At 70.4% G+C, this 17,392-nt stretch carries 17 protein-coding genes; 9 read left to right on the forward strand and 8 right to left on the reverse strand.

The features are described from left to right. Positions 1–25 precede the first annotated feature (25 nt). Both C3B61_RS11735 and C3B61_RS11740 read left to right on the forward strand, forming a co-directional pair. Positions 26–2,128, forward strand: coding sequence for a TPM domain-containing protein (locus C3B61_RS11735; protein ID WP_208858811.1), 2,103 nt, complete (start codon positions 26–28; stop codon positions 2,126–2,128). A 268-nt stretch (positions 2,129–2,396) separates the two neighbouring features. Further along, positions 2,397–3,494 (forward strand): type I restriction endonuclease, encoded by a 1,098-nt coding sequence (locus tag C3B61_RS11740; RefSeq protein ID WP_103460810.1) that lies wholly within the window; start codon positions 2,397–2,399, stop codon positions 3,492–3,494. A gap of 17 nt (positions 3,495–3,511) precedes the next feature. Here C3B61_RS11740 and C3B61_RS11745 read toward each other — a convergent pair whose 3' ends face one another. Genes C3B61_RS11745 through C3B61_RS11755 form a run of 3 tightly spaced genes read right to left on the reverse strand, consistent with a single transcriptional unit; the run spans position 3,512 to position 6,500 of the window. After that, entirely contained in the window at positions 3,512–4,621 is a 1,110-nt protein-coding gene (locus C3B61_RS11745) for an FAD-dependent oxidoreductase (protein WP_103460812.1), read from the reverse strand. Continuing rightward, a complete protein-coding gene (locus C3B61_RS11750) occupies positions 4,618–5,949 on the reverse strand; it encodes a M20/M25/M40 family metallo-hydrolase (protein WP_103460814.1) in 1,332 nt (443 codons plus the stop codon). Before C3B61_RS11750 ends, C3B61_RS11745 begins: the two co-directional genes overlap by 4 nt. Next, positions 5,949–6,500, reverse strand: a complete 552-nt coding sequence (locus C3B61_RS11755) for an RBBP9/YdeN family alpha/beta hydrolase (RefSeq protein ID WP_208858812.1) — start codon at positions 6,498–6,500, stop codon at positions 5,949–5,951. The genes C3B61_RS11750 and C3B61_RS11755 overlap by 1 nt, the downstream gene beginning before the upstream one ends. Before the next feature lie 104 nt (positions 6,501–6,604). On the opposite strand from C3B61_RS11755, the gene C3B61_RS11760 reads away from it, so the two are divergent. The 6 genes from C3B61_RS11760 to C3B61_RS11785 all read left to right on the forward strand — a co-directional run bounded on the left by C3B61_RS11760 (position 6,605) and on the right by C3B61_RS11785 (position 11,729). After that, the gene (locus C3B61_RS11760) at positions 6,605–7,336 is read left to right on the forward strand and encodes a PspA/IM30 family protein (protein ID WP_088455373.1); all 732 of its coding nucleotides are present in this window, start codon (positions 6,605–6,607) and stop codon (positions 7,334–7,336) included. Positions 7,337–7,409: 73 nt separating this feature from the next. After that, on the forward strand, positions 7,410–8,069 hold the full coding sequence (locus C3B61_RS11765; RefSeq protein WP_088455372.1) for an NADPH-dependent F420 reductase: 660 nt from the start codon (positions 7,410–7,412) through the stop codon (positions 8,067–8,069). A gap of 58 nt (positions 8,070–8,127) precedes the next feature. After that, positions 8,128–8,961, forward strand: a complete 834-nt coding sequence (locus C3B61_RS11770; RefSeq protein WP_103460921.1) for an arginase family protein — start codon at positions 8,128–8,130, stop codon at positions 8,959–8,961. A gap of 36 nt (positions 8,962–8,997) precedes the next feature. Further along, a complete protein-coding gene (locus C3B61_RS11775) occupies positions 8,998–9,789 on the forward strand; it encodes a crotonase/enoyl-CoA hydratase family protein (RefSeq protein ID WP_103460817.1) in 792 nt (263 codons plus the stop codon). 48 nt (positions 9,790–9,837) lie between these two features. Continuing rightward, positions 9,838–11,319 carry a dihydrolipoyl dehydrogenase family protein gene (locus C3B61_RS11780; protein ID WP_244285917.1) on the forward strand — a complete coding sequence of 494 codons (1,482 nt, stop codon included), beginning with the start codon at positions 9,838–9,840 and terminating at the stop codon, positions 11,317–11,319. Next, the gene (locus C3B61_RS11785) at positions 11,319–11,729 is read left to right on the forward strand and encodes a Fe-S oxidoreductase (protein WP_088455370.1); all 411 of its coding nucleotides are present in this window, start codon (positions 11,319–11,321) and stop codon (positions 11,727–11,729) included. The genes C3B61_RS11780 and C3B61_RS11785 overlap by 1 nt, the downstream gene beginning before the upstream one ends. Here the strand turns inward: C3B61_RS11785 and C3B61_RS11790 are convergent. The 5 genes from C3B61_RS11790 to C3B61_RS11805 all read right to left on the reverse strand — a co-directional run bounded on the left by C3B61_RS11790 (position 11,689) and on the right by C3B61_RS11805 (position 16,498). Next, positions 11,689–12,627 carry a siderophore-interacting protein gene (locus C3B61_RS11790; protein ID WP_103460820.1) on the reverse strand — a complete coding sequence of 313 codons (939 nt, stop codon included), beginning with the start codon at positions 12,625–12,627 and terminating at the stop codon, positions 11,689–11,691. The two genes, C3B61_RS11785 and C3B61_RS11790, sit on opposite strands and share 41 nt — an antisense overlap. Positions 12,628–12,697: 70 nt before the next feature. Then, positions 12,698–12,865, reverse strand: a complete 168-nt coding sequence (locus C3B61_RS19720; RefSeq protein WP_165791160.1) for a hypothetical protein — start codon at positions 12,863–12,865, stop codon at positions 12,698–12,700. A gap of 120 nt (positions 12,866–12,985) precedes the next feature. Continuing rightward, positions 12,986–14,488, reverse strand: coding sequence for a catalase (locus C3B61_RS11795; protein WP_103460822.1), 1,503 nt, complete (start codon positions 14,486–14,488; stop codon positions 12,986–12,988). A gap of 38 nt (positions 14,489–14,526) precedes the next feature. Next, on the reverse strand, positions 14,527–15,006 hold the full coding sequence (locus C3B61_RS11800) for a Fur family transcriptional regulator (RefSeq protein ID WP_103460825.1): 480 nt from the start codon (positions 15,004–15,006) through the stop codon (positions 14,527–14,529). 64 nt (positions 15,007–15,070) lie between these two features. Next, positions 15,071–16,498, reverse strand: coding sequence for an amidase (locus C3B61_RS11805; RefSeq protein ID WP_103460827.1), 1,428 nt, complete (start codon positions 16,496–16,498; stop codon positions 15,071–15,073). A gap of 55 nt (positions 16,499–16,553) precedes the next feature. Between C3B61_RS11805 and C3B61_RS11810 the strand changes: the two genes are divergently transcribed. Continuing rightward, entirely contained in the window at positions 16,554–17,378 is an 825-nt protein-coding gene (locus C3B61_RS11810) for an SDR family NAD(P)-dependent oxidoreductase (protein ID WP_240632383.1), read from the forward strand. The last annotated feature ends 14 nt before the right edge of the window (positions 17,379–17,392 follow it).

A 17,392-nucleotide genomic window follows, 5' to 3' on the forward strand; every position in this document is an offset into this window, starting at 1 on the left:
GGCACTCCCCCGGATAGGCGCGGCCGTGCTGCTCGGGGCCGTCCTCGCCGTGCTCGGGGTAGGAGTCGGCGAACCGCAACCCGCCAGGGCGGATGACCCGGTGACGTTCGATCAGAGTCACATCGTCGACACCGTCGGAGCGCTCGGCGACCGGGAGCCCGAGGTGGTCGCCGCCCTCGATGAGCTCTTCGCCGGCACCCAGATCGACCTGTTCGTGGCCTACGTGTCGAGCTTCGACGGGGTGGACGACACGTCGACCTGGGCCGACCAGACCGCCGTGGACAACGGGTTCGGCGACAACGATGTGCTGCTGGCCGTGGCCACGGATGACCGGCAGTACCAGCTGTCGGTCGCCACCGACTTCGTGCTCGACGAGGCCCAGCTCGCCGAGGTGCAGAACACCGCCATCGAACCGTCGCTGCGGGAGAACGATTGGGCCGGCGCCGCCATCAACGGTGCCGCAGCCATGGAGCAGAGTGTGGCCGGCGAGCCCCTCAGCGCCCCCGTCATCACTCCTGGCGAGGCCAGCCCGAGTTCCGGCGGCTCCGGCGGCGGTTTTCCGCTCTGGATCGCCGTGTTGCTGGTGCTCGCCGTGGTTGGTGGCATCGTCGCGATCGTGATCGTGGTGCTGCGGCGGCGCGGCACCGCCCCCGTCACCGGCCAGGGCAAGCCCACTGACGAGGTGCCGACGGCCGAGCTGAAACGGGAGGCGTCGAGCGCGCTGATCGAGACTGACGACGCCATCAAGACCAGCGGCCAAGAGGTGGGCTTCGCGCTCGCCTCGTACGGGGCTGCCGCCGCGGAACCCTTCCAGGCCGCCGTGAGCGGCGCGGCCGGCAAGCTCAGTCAGGCGTTCACTTTGCAGCAGCGCCTCGACGACGCCGAACCCGACACCGAGGAGCAGGTGCGGGCCTGGTTCCGCCAGATTATCGCTCTGTGCGCCGAGGCCAACCGTGCCCTCGACGAGCAGGCCGCCGCCTTCGACGAGTTGCGCCAGCTGGAGGCTAACGCCCCGGCCGCCGCGGCCGAGCTCGACACCGAGCTGGCTGCCGTCGATGCCCTCCTCGACCAGGCCGAGGCCCGGGTGGCGGAACTCGCCACTCGGTACGCCCCCGCCGCGATCGACACCGTCGCCGACAACCCCGAGCAGGCCGCCGAACGGCTCACCTTCGCCATCAACGCGCTGGCCGAAGCCCGCACCCAGCTCGCCGCCGGCGAACCGGGCGCCGCGGCCGTGGACATCCGCGCGGCTGAGGAGGCCATCGACCAGGCCAAACTGTTGGTCGACGCCGTCGACAGGCTGGCCGCCGACCTGCAGCGGGCGGAGGCCGGCATCCCTGCGATGCTCGCCGACCTCGACACCGATCTGGTCGCCGCCCGCTCGCTGCCCGCTGCGGGCGAGGCGTCGGCCGCGGTTCCCGGGGTGATCGCCCGCACCGAGCAGACGCTGGCCGAGGTGCGCGCCAGCCTGGCCGCGCCGCCCATCAACCCGATCGAGCTGCTGCGCACCCTCGAGGCCGCCAATGCCGCCATGGATGCCGCGCTGCAGGGGGTGCGCAACGCCCAGTTGCAGGCGCAGCGCCTGCAGGCGGCGTTGGCCCAGAGCCTGCAGTCCGCGCGCAGTCAGGTGTCGGCGGCGGAGGACTTCATCACGGCCCGGCGCGGTGCGGTCGGCGCCGAGGCGCGCACCCGCCTGGCGGAGGCCGGCCGGTTGACCGCGCAGGCCGACTCCCTCGTTGCCAGTGACCCGGCCGCCGCGCTGGCCGTGTCCCAGCGGGCCGGCTCGCTGGCCGCGGAGGCGACGGCCATGGCCCTGCGCGACGTGGACAGTTTCTCGACCAATGACGATGACTTCGGCGACTTCTTCGGCGGTGGCGGGGCCAGCCGGCGCGGCGGCAGCAACGGCTCGATGGGAGCCGTGCTCGGCGGCATCCTGATCGGCCAGATCCTCGGCGGCGGCGGTGGGGGCGGCGGCATGTTCGGTGGCGGTGGCGGCGGTGGCGGCTTCGGAGGGATGGGCGGTGGCGGTCGGCGCAGCAGTGGCGGCGGCTTCGGCGGTGGCGGACGCCCCGGCAGCTTCGGCGGCAGCGGCACCCGCGGCCGGCGGGGCGGTGGCGGCCGCTTCTAGGTCGCGCCGAGGCCGAGTTGCCAGTTGGCGCCCCCGGCGTGACCCGCAGGGGGCCGAAAGTGGCAACTCGCCGCAACCTCCCGCCGCGAGATGACAGTTGGAGCACCTTGCGGGCGACTCAGGCGGCCGTCAGTGCCATCTCGCTGCTCTGTCCACCGCATGGCCCCCTCACTGGGCTCCCCACTTAGGGGCAGGCGCCGCGATACCCGGCCATCGGCCGATGGCCTGCCGCTATCGTCGGAATTACTTGGACTTAATGGGGAGAACCATGGAATTTGCAGAATTGCTCGCGGCGCTGGCACTCAAGGTACGGAACCAGCGAGAAGCGATCCAAACCGAAGAAGCCACTAAGAACGCCTTCATCATGCCGTTCATCTCCACCATCCTCGGATACGACGTCTTCAACCCTCTTGAGGTTGTCCCCGAATTCACCGCGGACGTTGGGGTGAAGAAGGGCGAAAAGGTCGACTACGCGATCATGCGCGACGGTGAAGTGCAGATACTCATCGAGTGCAAGAAGTCCAAGGAAGCGCTGAAAATCGAACACGCTTCCCAGCTGTTCCGCTATTTCGCTGTCACCAACGCGCGCATCGCCGTGCTCACCAACGGCGAGACCTACCAGTTCTACACGGACCTGGATGCTCCCAACCGGATGGACGACAAGCCGTTCCTGGTTCTAGACCTGCTCGACATCGACGAGACCCTGCTCCCGGAGCTACGCAAGCTCACGAAGGACGTTTTCGACCTTGACTCGATCATCAATGCCGCCGAGGAGCTCAAGTACATCGGCCAGATCAAGCGAACCATTGCTGCCCAATTCAAGGAGCCGCAAGACGAGTGGGTCAGATTCTTCACCACGCGCGTATACGACGGAGCGTTCACGCAGAAGGTGCGCGAGCAGTTCACTTCCCTGGTGACCAAGGCGACCAAACAGTTCCTGAACGACCAAGTCAACGACCGGCTCAAGACCGCACTCGGATCATCGGCGTTCTCACCACTTCCCGTCTCCGCGGAGGCTGCAGGCCTGACTAGCCAGCCCGTAACCGCCGAAGACCTCGACAGGGATACTGAGATCGAAACGACTCTTGAAGAGCTCGAGGGATATCAGATTGTCAAGGCCATCGCCTGCAGCGAAGTCAAGCCACAACGCGTCATGCACCGCGACGCGAAGTCTTACTTCGCCGTGCTACTCGACGACAACAACCGCAAGCCGATTGCCCGGCTGCATTTCAACGGGGTGAAGCAGAAGTACCTCGGTGTCTTCGACAAGGACAAAGTCGAGACCCGACACGCCATCAGCTCGCTCGACGACATCTACCTGCACGCCGGAGCCATCCGCGAATCTGTCAAGAACTACAACGGTTAATCCGAATCGCCTGCGCCCTACCGCCCGAGCGCGAACAGGGGCGGGGCGGGCACGTCGACCGTCAGGTCGGCGAGGATCCGGCCGACAGTGGGGGTGAACTTGAAACCGTGGCCGGAGAAGCCGGCGCCCACGATCACCGGGCCGCGCCGGTCGAGCACGAAGTTCGAGTCCGGCGTGGTCGTGTAGGTGCAGCTGATCGCGGCGAAGTCGTCGGGGTCGGCGCCGGGCAGCCATTCGCGGGCGTAACGGCGCAGGGCCAGCAGCTGCTCGGGCTCGGCGGTGAAGTCCCGGCGGTCGGGGTCGACGACGGGGCCCACGCCGTGCCAGCCGGCCTTGATGCCCTCCCCCGGTGTGTGCATGCCGTAGACCGGGGACCGCCAGTACTCGTAACCGGGCGTGCCGGGCCAGTAGCCGTGATTGAAGCCCGGCCAGGTGAAGCTGGTGTCGAGCACGGCGAAGTGCGCCGGCTGCTCCTGGGTGACCACTAGGCGCGGCAACGGCAGCAGCCCGGCGAGCAGGGTGTCGGTCCAGGCGCCGAGCGTGACGATCACCCGTTTGGCCTCGAACTGTTCGGTGTCGGTGTCTACCAGCACCCTGTCATCGCCGATCACCGTGAGCCGGGTGGCCGGCATTCCGTGCTCGATGCGCGCGCCGTGGGCGGCCGCAGCGCTCTGCAGTGCGTCGACCGACGCATCCGCGTTCAGGCGGCCGGCCTCCGGCGTGTAGAGCACCTCGGTGTCGAAGCGGATGCCCGGCCAGCGTTCTCGCGCGGCGTCGACGGCCAGCAGTTCGGGGTCGAACCCCACCGAGGTGAGGGCCGCGTGCACCGCCGCGAACGGTTGACCCTGGCCGTGGTTGACCAGGCCCACCTGCTCGAGCAGCGTGGTGTCGGCGTCGTCCTCGAGCTCCCGCCAGAGCCGCAGCGCCTCTACCAGCATGGCCACGTAGGTGGGGTCGGAGTAGCTGAGGTTGAAGTTGCGGGAGGCGCCGTGCGAGGCGCCGGTGGTGTGCCCCCGGTCGAAGCGTTCCAGCAGGGTCACCTCGCGGCCGCGGCGGGACAGCTCCCAGGCGGCCGCTGAGCCCATGGCGCCGCCGCCGAGCACCAGGGTGTCGACACGGGTGGTCATCCGAGCACCTCCCGCACTGTGAAGTCGAGGGCGGCGACGGTGAGGGCGATCGAGGCCACGTCGATGCGTTCGTCGTTGCCGTGGAACAGCATCCGGAAGGTGCCGTAGTCCCAGCGCGGGCTGAGCAGGCCGAAGCCGTAGGCGGGGATGCCGCGGCGCCGGTAGAACCGGGCGTCGGAGCCGCCGACGCTGAGCACCGGCAGCAGGTCGGCGTTCGGGTAGGCGCGGGCGACCGCAGAGCTCAGCGCGGCGAACAGCGGGGTGTCCACCGAGGAGCGGGTGGCGGCCTCGAACCTGTCGCCGACGATGTCGATGTCGACCATCAGCTCGCCGAGGGCGTGGCGCAGATAGGCGTCCACGTGGCCGGCGTCTGTGCCGGGCAGCACCCGGATATCGAGGTCGACGGTGGCCAGCGACGGGATGACGTTTTCCTTGGTGCCTGCGCGCACGATGTTGGGCGAGATGGTGGTGTGGCTTGAGGCGTGAGCGAAGCCGGCCAGGGTGCCCAGCTCGTGCACGGCGTCGTCGATGCGGGCCGGGTCGGTGAGCCGCTCGGCCAGCTCGGCGGGAAGGCCGAGCACCGACACGTAGTGCCGCCAGTCCGCGGTGATCTGCACCGGCGCTTCGAACCGGGCCAACCGGCTCACAGCCTCGGCGGCGATCACGGCGGCGTTGCGGGCGCCCCAGGGCGCCGAGCCGTGGCCGGGGGTGCCGTGCACGACCAGGCGTCGGCCGGCAATGCCCTTCTCCCCCACCGTGGTGGTGATCGACGGCCGCACGCCCACGGGCGCGCCGCCGGATTCGGTGAGCACAAAGTCGGCGTCGATGAGGTCGAGGCGGTGCTCGGTGAGCCAGCCCACTCCGTGCCGGCTGCCGCTCTCCTCGTCGGCGACGGCCGCGAAGACCAGGTCCCCGCGCGGCCGGAACGGGCCCATGGCGAGATCGCGGATCACGACGGCGTAGCTGGCCGTGAGGTAGAGCATGTCCAGGGCGCCCCGGCCCCAGATCTCGCCGTCGACGAGCTCGGCGGTGAACGGGTCGCGGCTCCAGCCGTCCAGGTCCACCGGTACGACATCGGTGTGACCGACCAGTGCGAGCGACGGGGCGGTCTTGTCGGTGCCGCGGAGGCGGGCGATCAGCGATGCCCGGCCGGGGTGCGGTTCCACCACCTCGAGCTCGAGCCCGGAGCCGGCGAAGAACCCCTCGAGGGTGCGCACGCTGCGGATCTCGCCGCCGGAGTCGGCGGTGCCGTCGTTCACGCAGGCGTTGCGGATGAGATCGCGCAGCAGGTCGACGGTCTGGCGGGTGAGCACATCCGGGTCGGTCATCAGCGCACCATTCCCGCCAGGCTGTGGGCGAACTCGTCCAGAATGGCCCGGCCGGCCGGCCGGGCGCCGAGCTTGCTGGCCGCGTTGAGGTGCCCGGCGTTGCCCACTTCGACGAAGCCGGCGCCCCATGCGGCCGCCAGGTTACGGGCGGTGCCGAGAGCGCAATACGGGTCGTCAGCACTGGCGATCACCAGGGCGGGGACGCCGAGCAGGACCGGTTCGGCCGAACGGAAGCTCGGCGCCGCCTGCGGGAACCCGGCTCCGAACCGATCCGGCGGCGCCACCAGCAGGGCGCCGCGCACGCGGCCGGGGTTCTGCGCCAGCCAGGCCGCGGCGGCCAGGCAGCCCAGGCTGTGCGCCACCAGGATCGTGTCCGGCGTGGTGACGGCCGCGTCCACGGCGGCGATCCAGTTCTCGAGGTCAGGCTCGTCCCACGAGGCCGGGCGGATGCGCACGGCATCCGTCTGTGTCGCCTGCCAGCGGGACTGCCAGTGCTTCTCGTTGGAGTCGTTGATGCCCGGCACGATTGTCAGGCTCAGGGGGGTCGGCATGCAACACACACTATCCGCCGCGGCGACGCTGCCGATGAATCGGGCGAAGGTGCAGGGGAACGCGGTAGCTTCTTAGCGTTGACACCCTTCGAAAGGACAATCACATGACCAAGCAGTCGATCTTCGGCCGCATCGCCCAGCTCACCCGGGCGAACATCAACGCGATGCTGGACTCCGCGGAAGACCCCCAGAAGATGCTCGACCAGATGGTGCGTGACTTCACCAACAGCATCGCCGATGCCGAAAGCGCGATCGCCGAGACCATCGGCAACCTGCGAATGCTCGAAGACGACCACCGCGAAGACGTGCAGGCCGCCGGCGAGTGGGGCCGCAAGGCCCTCGCCGCCAGCCGCAAGGCCGACGAACTGCGCACGAATGGCAACGCCGCCGACGCCGACAAGTTCGACAACCTGGCAAAGGTGGCCCTCGGCCGCCAGCTGCAGTCCGAGAAGGAGGCGAAGGACGCCGAACCGCAGATCATGAGCCAGACCGCCGTCGTCGAGCAGCTCAAGACCGGCCTGAACACCATGAAGACCAAGCTGGGCCAGCTCACCGCCAAGCGCAGCGAGCTCATCGCCCGGTCCAAGACCGCTGCCGCGCAGTCGCAGGTGATGGATGCCGTGAAGAGCATCGACATGATGGACCCCACCAGCGAGGTCAGCCGGTTCGAGGAGAAGATCCGCCGCGAAGAGGCCAAGGTGCGTGGCGCCAGCGAACTCGCCGCATCCAGCCTCGACGCGCAGTTCGAGAGCCTCGACGACCTCGGTGAGCTCACCGAGGTGGATGCCCGCCTCGCCGCGCTCAAGGCCGGTTCGCCCTCCTCGATCGAGCAGTAGCGCACCGCCTCACACAGCGTGAATCCAGAACGGCCACGGGAATACCCCGGGGCCGTTCTGCATTGTCACCACCATGACTACTCTCGGAATCATCGGTGCCGGTCATATCGGCAGCCAGCTCGCCCGCCTCGGCGTGGCCAACGGATACGACGTCGTGGTGAGCAACTCCCGCGGCCCGGCGACCCTCGAGGGCCTGGTGGCCGAACTCGGGCCGCGGGCCCGCGCCGCCCTGCCCGCAGAGGCCGCCGCGGCCGGAGATCTGGTGATCGTCACGATCCCGCTGCACGCCATCGACACATTGCCGCTGCCCGAACTGGCCGGCAAGCTCGTGATCGACACCAATAACTACTACCCCCAGCGGGACGGCAACATCGTGGCCCTCGACGAGGAGACCTCGACGACCGCCGAGCTGCTGCAGGACCTGCTGCCGGACGCCAGGGTCGTGAAGGCGTTCAACCACATCTACGCCGCTGACCTCACCACCGACGGCCAGCCGGCCGGCTCGGCGAATCGCCGTGCCCTCGTCATCGCCGGCAACGACCCCGAGGCCCGCGCGGTCGTCACTGCGCTGCTGGACGACTTCGGTTTCGACACCGTGGACCTCGGCCCGCTGAACGAGGGCTGGCGGATCCAGCGCGACACCCCGGGCTACGGCCCGCGGATGGACGAATTCGAGCTGCGCGAGGCGGTGAGCGCGGCCATCCGTTACCGGGACATGCCGCAGGCGGTCTAGGCCGACGCCCCCGAACTGGCAGATGCGCCCGGCCGGGGCCGAGGGGCATACTGGGGTGGTGTCCCCCAACTACGTGGTCGTGCCGCAGTGGCAAGGTTCGGTTTCTCCGCGCGCGATGCGCCTGGTCGACGGGGCGGAGGCGATCCAGGGCGACCTGCCCTCCTCGGTCACCTTTCCCGTCGACGTGCCCGCCGAAGCGGGCGATGCCCTGGACACCGGCATCCACCGGTTCTCGGCGCTGCTGACGGTGCGTGACCGGCAGTTGGCCGTGCTCCGCGCCGGTTCGGAGCCGGTGCTCACGATCGGCGGCGACTGCGGGGTGTCCTTCGGCGCCGTCGAGCACGCCTCCCGCCGGCACCCCGGCGACATCGCGCTGGTCTGGTTCGATGCCCACCCCGACCTGCACACCAGCGAATCCTCGCAGTCCGGTGGCTTCGGTGGCATGGTGCTGCGCGCCATCCTCGGTGACGGCGTCGACGGTCTCGCGCTCGACGCCGATGCCCGGCTCAGCCCGGACCGGGTGGTGCTGGCCGGCGTGCGCGACATCGACCCGGCCGAAGATGTCTACATCACGGAGCAGGGCATCCCGCTGGTGCCGGTGGAGGATTTCGGCACCCCGGCGGCGGTCGTGGCCGCGGTCAAGCGCACGGGCGCCGCGCACGTGTATGTGCACATCGACCTCGACGTGCTCGATCCTGCCACGATCGTCGGCCTGTCGAACATCTACCCGTTCGGTCTGGCCGTGGAGGGCCTCACCGCCGCGATCACGGCGCTCCGCGCCGAATTCTCGCTGGCCGGCGCCACCATCGCCGGCTTCGCGCCGTCCTCCCCCGAGGCTGCCAACGACGACCTGCCCAGCATCCTGCGCATCATCAGCGCGATCACCCGCTGACGACCTTTTCGCTTGCCTGATCGAAGGAGATCAACCATGACCACGGAGGACTTGAGAGTCGTGACCGAGCGGCGCGGGCACCTGCTGCTGATCGGGCTGAATCGGCCCGAGAAGCGCAATGCGGCTGACTTCGCCATGTTGCAGCAGCTCGCGCTGGCCTACGGGGAACTGGAGCGTGACCCGGAGCTGCGCGTGGGTGTGGTGCACGCTCTCGGCGAGCACTTCACCGCCGGGCTCGACCTGGCCGATGTGGGCCCGCGGCTCGGCCCCGACGGTATCGACATCGTGCCTGAGGGCGGCATCAACCCCTGGCAGGTCGACGGCACCGCGCTGACCAAGCCCGTGGTGATCGCCGTGCAGGGCACCTGCCTCACCCTGGGCATCGAGCTGATGCTGGCCAGCGACATCGTCGTCGCCGCCGAGTCCACCCGGTTCGGTCAGATCGAGGTGAGCCGGGGCATTCTGCCGTTCGGCGGCGCCACGATCCGGTTCCCGCGCGCCGCCGGCTGGGGCAATGCCATGCGCTGGCTGCTCACCGGGGACATGTTCGACGTCAGGGAGGCGCACCGGATGGGGCTGGTGCAGGAGATCGTGCCGAACGGTCGCGAGCTGCACCGTGCCATCGAGCTCGCCGAGCGCATCGCCGCGCAGGCGCCGCTGGCCGTGCAGGCCACCCTCGCCAGCGCCCGCACGGCGCTCCGTGACGGACCTGCAGCGGCCGAGGCCGAGCTGCAGCCCGCCCTGGCGCGCCTGGCCGGGTCGACGGATGCCCGCATCGGCATGGAGGCGTTCCTCTCGCGCCAGCCCGCCGCGTTCCAGGGACGCTAGTCTGGCGAACTCTGGATTCCTCCCGGGAACGGTCGGTAGGCTGCGACGATGACCGACTCTGCAGCGATGCCCGCCACCCGTAGCTATGACGTCATCGTGATCGGTGCCGGCGCCGTGGGCGAGAACGTGGCCGACCGCACCGTGCAGGGGGGCCTCCGCACCCTCATCGTGGAGGCCGAACTCGTCGGCGGCGAGTGCTCATACTGGGCCTGCATGCCCTCCAAGGTGCTGCTGCGCAGCGGCGCCGCCCTCGCCGCGGCCCGCCGGGTGGCCGGCGCGGCCGAGGCGGTCACCGGGCAGCTCGACGTGGCTGCCGTGCTGGGGCGCCGCACCACCTTCACGCACGACTGGAACGACGACAGCCAGGCCGACTGGCTGGCCTCCGCGGGCATCGACCTGCTGCGCGGCCACGCCAGGCTCAGCGGCGTGCGCGAGGTCACCGTGCAGACGACGGATGGGCCGGTGGTCGTCACTGCCAGGCACGCCGTGGTCCTCAGCACCGGGTCCAGCGCCCTGTTGCCCGACATCGACGGCCTCTCCGACGTGTCACCGTGGACCAGCCGGGACGCCACCTCGGTGACGAACCTGCCCGGCCATCTCGCCATCATCGGCGGTGGTGTCGTCGCCGTGGAGATGGCCGCCGCGTACCGGTCGCTTGGCGCCGAGGTGACCCTGCTCGTGCGCAGCTCCCTGCTGCGGGACCAGGAACCGTTCGCCGGCGAGCTGGTGGCCGCCGCCCTCGCCGACACGGGTGTCCAGGTGCTCACCGGCGCCAGCCCCACCGCCGCCCGCCGCATCGATACCGGCCAGGTGGCCCTGGTGCTCGCCGACGGCCGCACCATCACGGCCGACGAGGTGCTCGTGGCCACCGGCCGGGTGCCGCGCAGCCAGGACCTCGGCCTCGAGACCGTGGGCCTCACCCCGGGCGACTGGGTCGACGTGGACGACACCCTGCTGGTCACCGGCGACTCCGCCGCCCTGGCCGGCGACTGGCTCTACGCCACCGGCGACGTGAACCACCGGGCGCTGCTCACCCACCAGGGCAAGTACCAGGCCCGTGCGGCCGGCGACGTCATCGTCGCCCGCGCCAGGGGCACGGTGGTCGACGACGCCCCATGGGGCACCCACGTTGCCACGGCCGATCACGCCGCGGTGCCGCAGGTGACCTTCACCGACCCCGAGGTGGCCTCGGTCGGGCTGACCGCCGCGGCGGCCGAGCAGGCCGGCTACCGCATCCGGGTGCTCGACTACGACCTGGCCGGGGTCGCCGGCGCCAGCGTGCTGGCCGACGGCTACACCGGGCAGGCGCGCGCCATCGTCGACCTCGACACCGAGGTGCTGCTGGGTGTCACCTTCGTGGGCGCCGGTGTCGGCGAGCTGCTGCACGCGGCCACCATCGCCGTGGTCGGCGAGGTACCGATCAGCCGGCTCTGGCACGCTGTGCCCAGTTACCCCACCCTCAGCGAGGTCTGGCTGCGGCTGCTCGAGGCCTACGGCCGGCCGCCGGCCAGCAGCGACCGGAGCCTCTGATGCGACGGCTTCTGCTCGATTCCCCGCTCAGCCGGGCCGGGTATCTGTACGCCACCGCCGTCGGCCTGGTATGGGGTGCGATCTGGAGCACCGGCCGCGTCGAACGCCGGAACGGCCTGTTCGTGTTCCGCGGCCTGCCCGCCTGGTCGTTCGGCCGCGGCGGCTCCTGCGTGGGCGCCGTCTACCTCACCAACCAGAACGTGACGGCGGATGTGCTCGAGCACGAGGCCGTGCACAAAGTGCAGTGGCAACGTTACGGCATGCTTTTTCCGCTGCTGTATCTGCTCGCCGGGCGGGACCCGTTGAAGAACCGGTTCGAGATCGAGGCGGGCCTGGAGAAGGGCGGCTACCTACGCCAGAAGCGTGCGGCTACGCGTGCTCCGCGCGCCCGTCACGCCAGTACCCCATGAAGGCCACCTGGCGACGGTTGATGCCGACCTCGGAGACGAGGAAGCGGCGCAGCCGCTTGATCACACCGGCTTCACCGGCCAGCCAGGCGTAGAGCTCGCCGTCGAGAGCCGATCCGTCCGGTACCTCCCAGAGGATGCTCTCGTCGATGTCGATGTCGGGCAGCTCGGTACCGCTGTGGTGTGCGGTCAGGAAGCGGGCCGTCCAGCCCCGAACGGCGGATTCGAGCGCGGAACCGTGACCGGCACCGTTGCGGGGCAGCCAGGTGACGGTGACACCATCCGGCGCGTTCGTCTCGTGGGCGTCGGCGGCCTCCGGCACCTCGATGTAGGCGCAGCCCCTGGCCGTGCGGGGCAGGGCGGAGAGGATTGCGCAGATCGCCGGAGCGGCGGTCTCGTCGCCCGCGAGCAGCACAGTGTTGGCGTTGCCGGGGGCCCATTCGATGCCGACCACCGGGTTGTCACCGTCGGCGACCGGTCCAACGATGGCGACCTCGTCGCCCACGTTGGCGGCGCGCACCCAGCGCGACGCGGGGCCCGCGTCACCGTGGGTGACGAAGTCGATGTCGACCTCGCGGTGCTCGGGCCGGGCGTGCCGCACCGTGTAGGTGCGGATCGGATTGCGGCGCTCGTCGGGCAGGTCGCGCCAGGTCTCGTACCAGGAGTCGTTCCGAGGGAACGCCGAAACGCCGACCCCGGGCAGCGGCAGGACGATCTTGATGCGCTGGTCGAGGCCGGCGGTACCGAATTCGTGCAGGTCGGGGCCCGTGAAGGTCACCCGGGTGAAATTTGTCGACAGACGTTGCACGCGGGCCACCGAGACGGCGAACGGGCGGTAGCTGGGGCGCGGTGCCCGCACGCGTGCGGCGGCCGGCGCGGGAGCGACTGTCGAGGTAAGCATGGCCTAAGTATGGCATGCCTTACCTATGTTTCACCTAGCGATTTCCGGTGAACGGTTCCGAGGTGGGTCGCTACGCGGCGGTGACCCACTCGCTGGCGACGTAGCTGCCCGCGCCGCGGCGCGTGGCCGGGCTGACGTAGCCGGTGGGGATCGCGGCGGGCTGTCCGCTGCTCACGTAGCCGGCCGGCTCGGCTGAACGATCGGTGCGGGGGCTGGCGATGCTGATGTAGGAATTCATGATGCTCCTGTCGGGTGGGGCTGGTTTCGACGCAGAGCTTCATTGGACGCGTGCTGGTGGTGGTGTGTGATCGCGCGGCCGGCCGGCTGGGCCGGCCGCGCGAGTGAGGTGGTGCGGGTGTTACTCGCCGACGCCGACGGGCTCGGCGGCCACGTTGGCCGAGCCGGCCACAGCGTCGGTGGCCAGGTTCAGCCTGAGGCTCGCGCCGAGGGTGGCGTCCACGTTCGTCCAGTACTGGATGGCGCGTTCCTTGACCTCGGGGCGGGTGACGCCACCGACGGCACCGGTGATCGTCTCCAGGAACCGGGCCTTGGCCGCGTCGTCGAAGACGTCGCGGTAGAGGGTGCCGGCCTGGCCGAAGTCGTCGTCCTCGGAGCGGAGGGTGGCGGCGCTGCGCACCAGCGCACCGTCGAACTCCCAGCTGCCGTCGCCCGCGAGGGCCGGATCGGCGACGGGGCCGCCGAGCGAGTTGGGCGCGTAGACCGGGGCGCTGGCGTCGTTGAAGTGGTACCGGGCGGCGCCATCCTGCGAGTAGTTGTGCACCGTGGCCTGGGGCGCGTTCACCGGCAGCTGGTTGTAGTTGGTGCCCACGCGGTAGCGCTGGGCATCCGGGTAGGAGAAGATACGAGCCATCAGCATCTTGTCGGGGCTGGCGGCGATGCCGGGCACGAAGTTGGCCGGCGAGAACGCGGCCTGTTCGATCTCGGCGAAGAAGTTGCCCGGGTTGCGGTTGAGGGTGTGCGTGCCCACCTTGATGAGCGGGAAGTCCGCGTGCGGCCAGACCTTGGTGAGGTCGAACGGGTTGAACCTGTAGGTCTTGCCCTCTTCGTAGGGCATGACCTGCACGTGCACGTCCCAGGACGGGAAGTCGCCGGCGTCGATGGCTTCGTAGAGGTCGCGGCGGTAGTAGTCGGCGTCGGCGCCGGCGATGAGCTCGGCCTCTGCGCCTTCCATCTCGATGTTGCCCTGGTTGGACGTGAAGTGGTACTTCACCCAGAAGCGCTCACCGGCGGCGTTGATCCACTGGTAGGTGTGCGAGCCGAAGCCGGGCATGGTGCGCCAGGACCGCGGCAGGCCGCGGTCGCCCATCAGGTAGGTCACCTGGTGGGCGGACTCGGGCGAGAGGGTCCAGAAGTCCCACTGCATGTCGGCGTCGCGGAGGCCGGAGCCGGGCAGGCGCTTCTGCGAGTGGATGAAGTCGGGGAACTTGATGCCGTCGCGGATGAAGAACACCGGGGTGTTGTTTCCGACGATGTCGTAGTTGCCCTCCTGGGTGTAGAACTTCACCGAGAAGCCGCGCACGTCGCGCCAGGTGTCCGGGCTGCCCTGCTCGCCGGCGACGCTGGAGAAGCGCTGCAGGGTGTCGGTGCGCGCGCCGGGCTGGAACAGCGCCGCGCGGGTGTATGCGGACACGTCACCGGTGACTTCGAAAACGCCGTGCGCTCCGCCGCCCTTGGCGTGCACGATGCGCTCCGGGATGCGCTCGCGGTTGAACTGCGCGAGCTTCTCGACCAGGTAGCGGTCGTGCAGGGCGGTGACGCCGTCGGCGCCGGCGGTGAGGGAGTGCTCGTCGCTGGGAACCGGGGTTCCGGTCTGGGTGGTGGTGGGGGGCAGTGTTGTCATGGTGCTCCTTCGTGTCATGTGCTGGTCGTTCGCGTCGTTTAGAAGTCGGTGGCTGTCGAGGGGAGCGTCGTGCCGGTCTGGCAGTCCGGGCAGAGACCCCAGAAGGTGACCTCGGCGGTCTGCACGACGAAGCCGGCGGTGTCAGACGGGGTCAGGCAGGGAGCTTCGCCGGTCACGCACTCCACGTCGCGAACGCTGTGGCAGTTCGTGCAGACGATGTGGTGGTGGTTGTCGCCCACCCGGCGCTCGAACAGCGCGGCGGAGCCGGCCGGTTCGATGCGGCGCACCAGACCGGCGGTGTTGAATGCGCCGAGCACACCGTAGACCGCCTGCAGGGAGGTGCCGGGCAGTTGCCGGCTGACGGCCTCGAAGAGCTGGTCGGCGGTGGCGTGCGGAGACTCGGCGAGCCCGCCAAGCACGGCCAGCCGGGGTGCGGTGACCTTCAGTCCCGCAGCGCGAATCTCGGCGGCATGGTCGGCGGCGTGGTCGAGGGCGGCTGGTATCGCCTGGTCGTCCATTCCGTGTCTGTGCATGCCCTCACGCTAGCAGTTGTTTTGAATCACTCAAAACAAGACACGCCGGTCACAGGCCGGCCGGCACCCGGTCCTGCCAGCGGAGTCTGCGCTCCAGTTGCGCCCCGAGCGCCAGCAGGGTGGCCTCGCCGCCCGGCCGGCCGATCAGTTGAACACCCATCGGCAGCCCGTCGGCGGTCTGCGCGACGGGCAGGGTGATGGCCGGCAGGCCGCAGACATTCACCATCGAGGTGAACGGCGTGTACTGCACCTGCTGGGCGAAGTTGCGTTCGCCATCCGTGGCGTCGTACCAGCCCACAGGTCGCGGGGTCAGCGCCAGCGCGGGCGTGAGCACGGCGTCGAAGCGGGCCAGCTGGCGGATGAACGAGCGCTCGTAGGCGGCCAGGGTGCTCAGCGCCTCGGCCACGGCGCGGCCGGTCAGCGAACGGCCGCGGTGCATCAGCCACCGGGTGAGGGGTTCGAGCAGGGCCTCCTGCTCCGGGGTTTCGGCGGGGATCCGGGCCGCGCTGAGCTGCCACAGCGCCCGGAAGGCCGGCGCGTAGCTCGGGTCTGCCGTGAGGGCGGTTTGTTCGATGCCGTGCCCCATCGCCGCGAAGCCGTCCACGGCCGAGGTGAGCGCGGCCAGGGCCTCGGGAGCCAGGCTGATCTCGTAGGCGTCGTCCCAGGCCGAGGTGGTCATCACGCCCAGCTGGTACCGGCCCTCACCGCGGATGGCGGCGCCGAGCAGCTGCTCGTCTCCCCCGGGCGCCCGCACCGAGAACGGATGCTCCGGCCGGCCGCCGCCCGGCGCGATCATGGCGTCCAGCAGCAGGGCCGCATCCGCCACGGTGCGGGCCAGCGGACCGGCCACCGGCAGTCCGCCGGGCACGTTGAGGCCGCTCGCCGCCGGAATTCGGCCCCGGGACGGCTTCAGGCCGACGAGGCCGCAGGCGGCGGCGGGGATCCGCACCGAGCCGCCGCCGTCACTCCCGGGTGCGAACGGCAGCATCCGGGCGGCCACGGCCACCGCGGCGCCGCCGCTGGAGCCGCCGGCGCCGAAAGTGGGGTTCCAGGGATTGCGGGCCGGCGGGGCGGCCAGGCTCTCGGTGTAGGAGGGCAGGCCGAACTCGGGTGTGTTGGTCTTGCCCAGGCTGATTCCGCCGGCGGTGTCGAGGGCCTGCACGAGCAGGTCGCTGGTTTCGGGCACGTTGTCCCGCATCAGCCGGGAGCCCAGGCGCGCGGGCACGCCGGCGCGCAGCTGCAGATCTTTGTCGCCGAAGGGCAGGCCCCATAGCGGTGCGGTGCGGGGCACCTCGTTCTCCACGAACCGGGCCCTGGCCAGGGCGGCCTCGGCGGTCACGGTGACAAAAGCGCCGAGCCCGGGGTTCAGCCGCTCGATGCGGGCCAGGTAGTGCTCGGTGAGGTCGGTGGGGCTGATCTCGCCCCGCTGCAGCGACCGCCACTGGTCGAGGGCGGTCAGTTCGAAGAGGTCGGCCATCCCCCGAGCCTAGCCATGCTGGCGCCGGAAACCCCGGCGCGGGTAGCCTCGGAGGATGACCCGCACCAAGACTGCCGCGCTGTACAACCCGATGGGCACGACCGCCCTGGTCACCGGCGCGTCCAGCGGGCTGGGGGTGGGCTTCGCGCACGAGCTCGCCCGCCGCGGCGCCGACCTGGTGCTCACCGCCCGGCGGCTCGACCGCCTCGAGGCCCTCGCGGTGGACCTGGCCGAGAAATACGGCACCGTGTCGACGGTGATTCCGCTCGACCTCGCCGAACCCGGCGCCGTACCCGAGCTGGTGCGGGACCTGACCGAACGCGACATCCGGGTGGCCACCCTGGTCAACAACGCCGGCTTCGGCCATTTCGGCGCCCTGGTGGATGCGCCGGCCGGCCGGGTGCACGACCAGGTCGCCGTGAACGTGGCGGCGCTGACGGATCTCACCCACGCCCTGCTGCCCGGTCTTCAGGCCGCGGCCCTCGCCCATCCGCACGGGGCCGCACTGGTGAACCTGGCCAGCACCGCAGCGTTCCAGCCGGTGCCGCGGCTGGCCGTGTACGCCGCCGCCAAGGCCTACGTGCTCAGCCTCACCGAGGCGCTCTGGTACGAGACGCGGGCCACCGGCCTCAAGGTCACCGCGGTGTGCCCCGGCCCCACCGAGACCGAGTTCTACGCCGTCGCCCGGCGGTCACCGGACGGGCCGCGGCGTCTGATGAGCGTCGACGAGGTGATGCACACGGCCTTCGCCGCTCTCGACGCGGCCACGACTCCCCCGCACACCGTCGTCGGCGGCCAGAACCGGGTCGTCGCCTGGCTGGCCGGAACGGCACCCCGGCGCGCCGTGGTGACGGTGACCGGGCGGTTGTCGCGCCGCTGAGTTGCCGGCTGCCG

Source organism: Cryobacterium zongtaii, from assembly GCF_002909375.1.
Taxonomy (GTDB): Bacteria; Actinomycetota; Actinomycetes; order Actinomycetales; family Microbacteriaceae; genus Cryobacterium; species Cryobacterium zongtaii.

Bases quoted from the DNA above. Each gene is read 5' to 3' on its own strand.
- C3B61_RS11785 (WP_088455370.1), top strand. From the start codon at position 11,319: ATGCGACGGCTTCTGCTCGATTCCCCGCTCAGCCGGGCCGGGTATCTG.
- C3B61_RS11765 (WP_088455372.1), top strand. From the start codon at position 7,410: ATGACTACTCTCGGAATCATCGGTGCCGGTCATATCGGCAGCCAGCTC.
- C3B61_RS11780 (WP_244285917.1), top strand. From the start codon at position 9,838: ATGACCGACTCTGCAGCGATGCCCGCCACCCGTAGCTATGACGTCATC.
- C3B61_RS11800 (WP_103460825.1), bottom strand. From the start codon at position 15,006: ATGGACGACCAGGCGATACCAGCCGCCCTCGACCACGCCGCCGACCAT.
- C3B61_RS11805 (WP_103460827.1), bottom strand. From the start codon at position 16,498: ATGGCCGACCTCTTCGAACTGACCGCCCTCGACCAGTGGCGGTCGCTG.
- C3B61_RS11775 (WP_103460817.1), top strand. From the start codon at position 8,998: ATGACCACGGAGGACTTGAGAGTCGTGACCGAGCGGCGCGGGCACCTG.
- C3B61_RS11750 (WP_103460814.1), bottom strand. From the start codon at position 5,949: ATGACCGACCCGGATGTGCTCACCCGCCAGACCGTCGACCTGCTGCGC.
- C3B61_RS11755 (WP_208858812.1), bottom strand. From the start codon at position 6,500: ATGCCGACCCCCCTGAGCCTGACAATCGTGCCGGGCATCAACGACTCC.
- C3B61_RS11745 (WP_103460812.1), bottom strand. From the start codon at position 4,621: ATGACCACCCGTGTCGACACCCTGGTGCTCGGCGGCGGCGCCATGGGC.
- C3B61_RS11760 (WP_088455373.1), top strand. From the start codon at position 6,605: ATGACCAAGCAGTCGATCTTCGGCCGCATCGCCCAGCTCACCCGGGCG.
- C3B61_RS11795 (WP_103460822.1), bottom strand. From the start codon at position 14,488: ATGACAACACTGCCCCCCACCACCACCCAGACCGGAACCCCGGTTCCC.
- C3B61_RS11790 (WP_103460820.1), bottom strand. From the start codon at position 12,627: ATGCTTACCTCGACAGTCGCTCCCGCGCCGGCCGCCGCACGCGTGCGG.
- C3B61_RS11740 (WP_103460810.1), top strand. From the start codon at position 2,397: ATGGAATTTGCAGAATTGCTCGCGGCGCTGGCACTCAAGGTACGGAAC.
- C3B61_RS11810 (WP_240632383.1), top strand. From the start codon at position 16,554: ATGACCCGCACCAAGACTGCCGCGCTGTACAACCCGATGGGCACGACC.
- C3B61_RS19720 (WP_165791160.1), bottom strand. From the start codon at position 12,865: ATGAATTCCTACATCAGCATCGCCAGCCCCCGCACCGATCGTTCAGCC.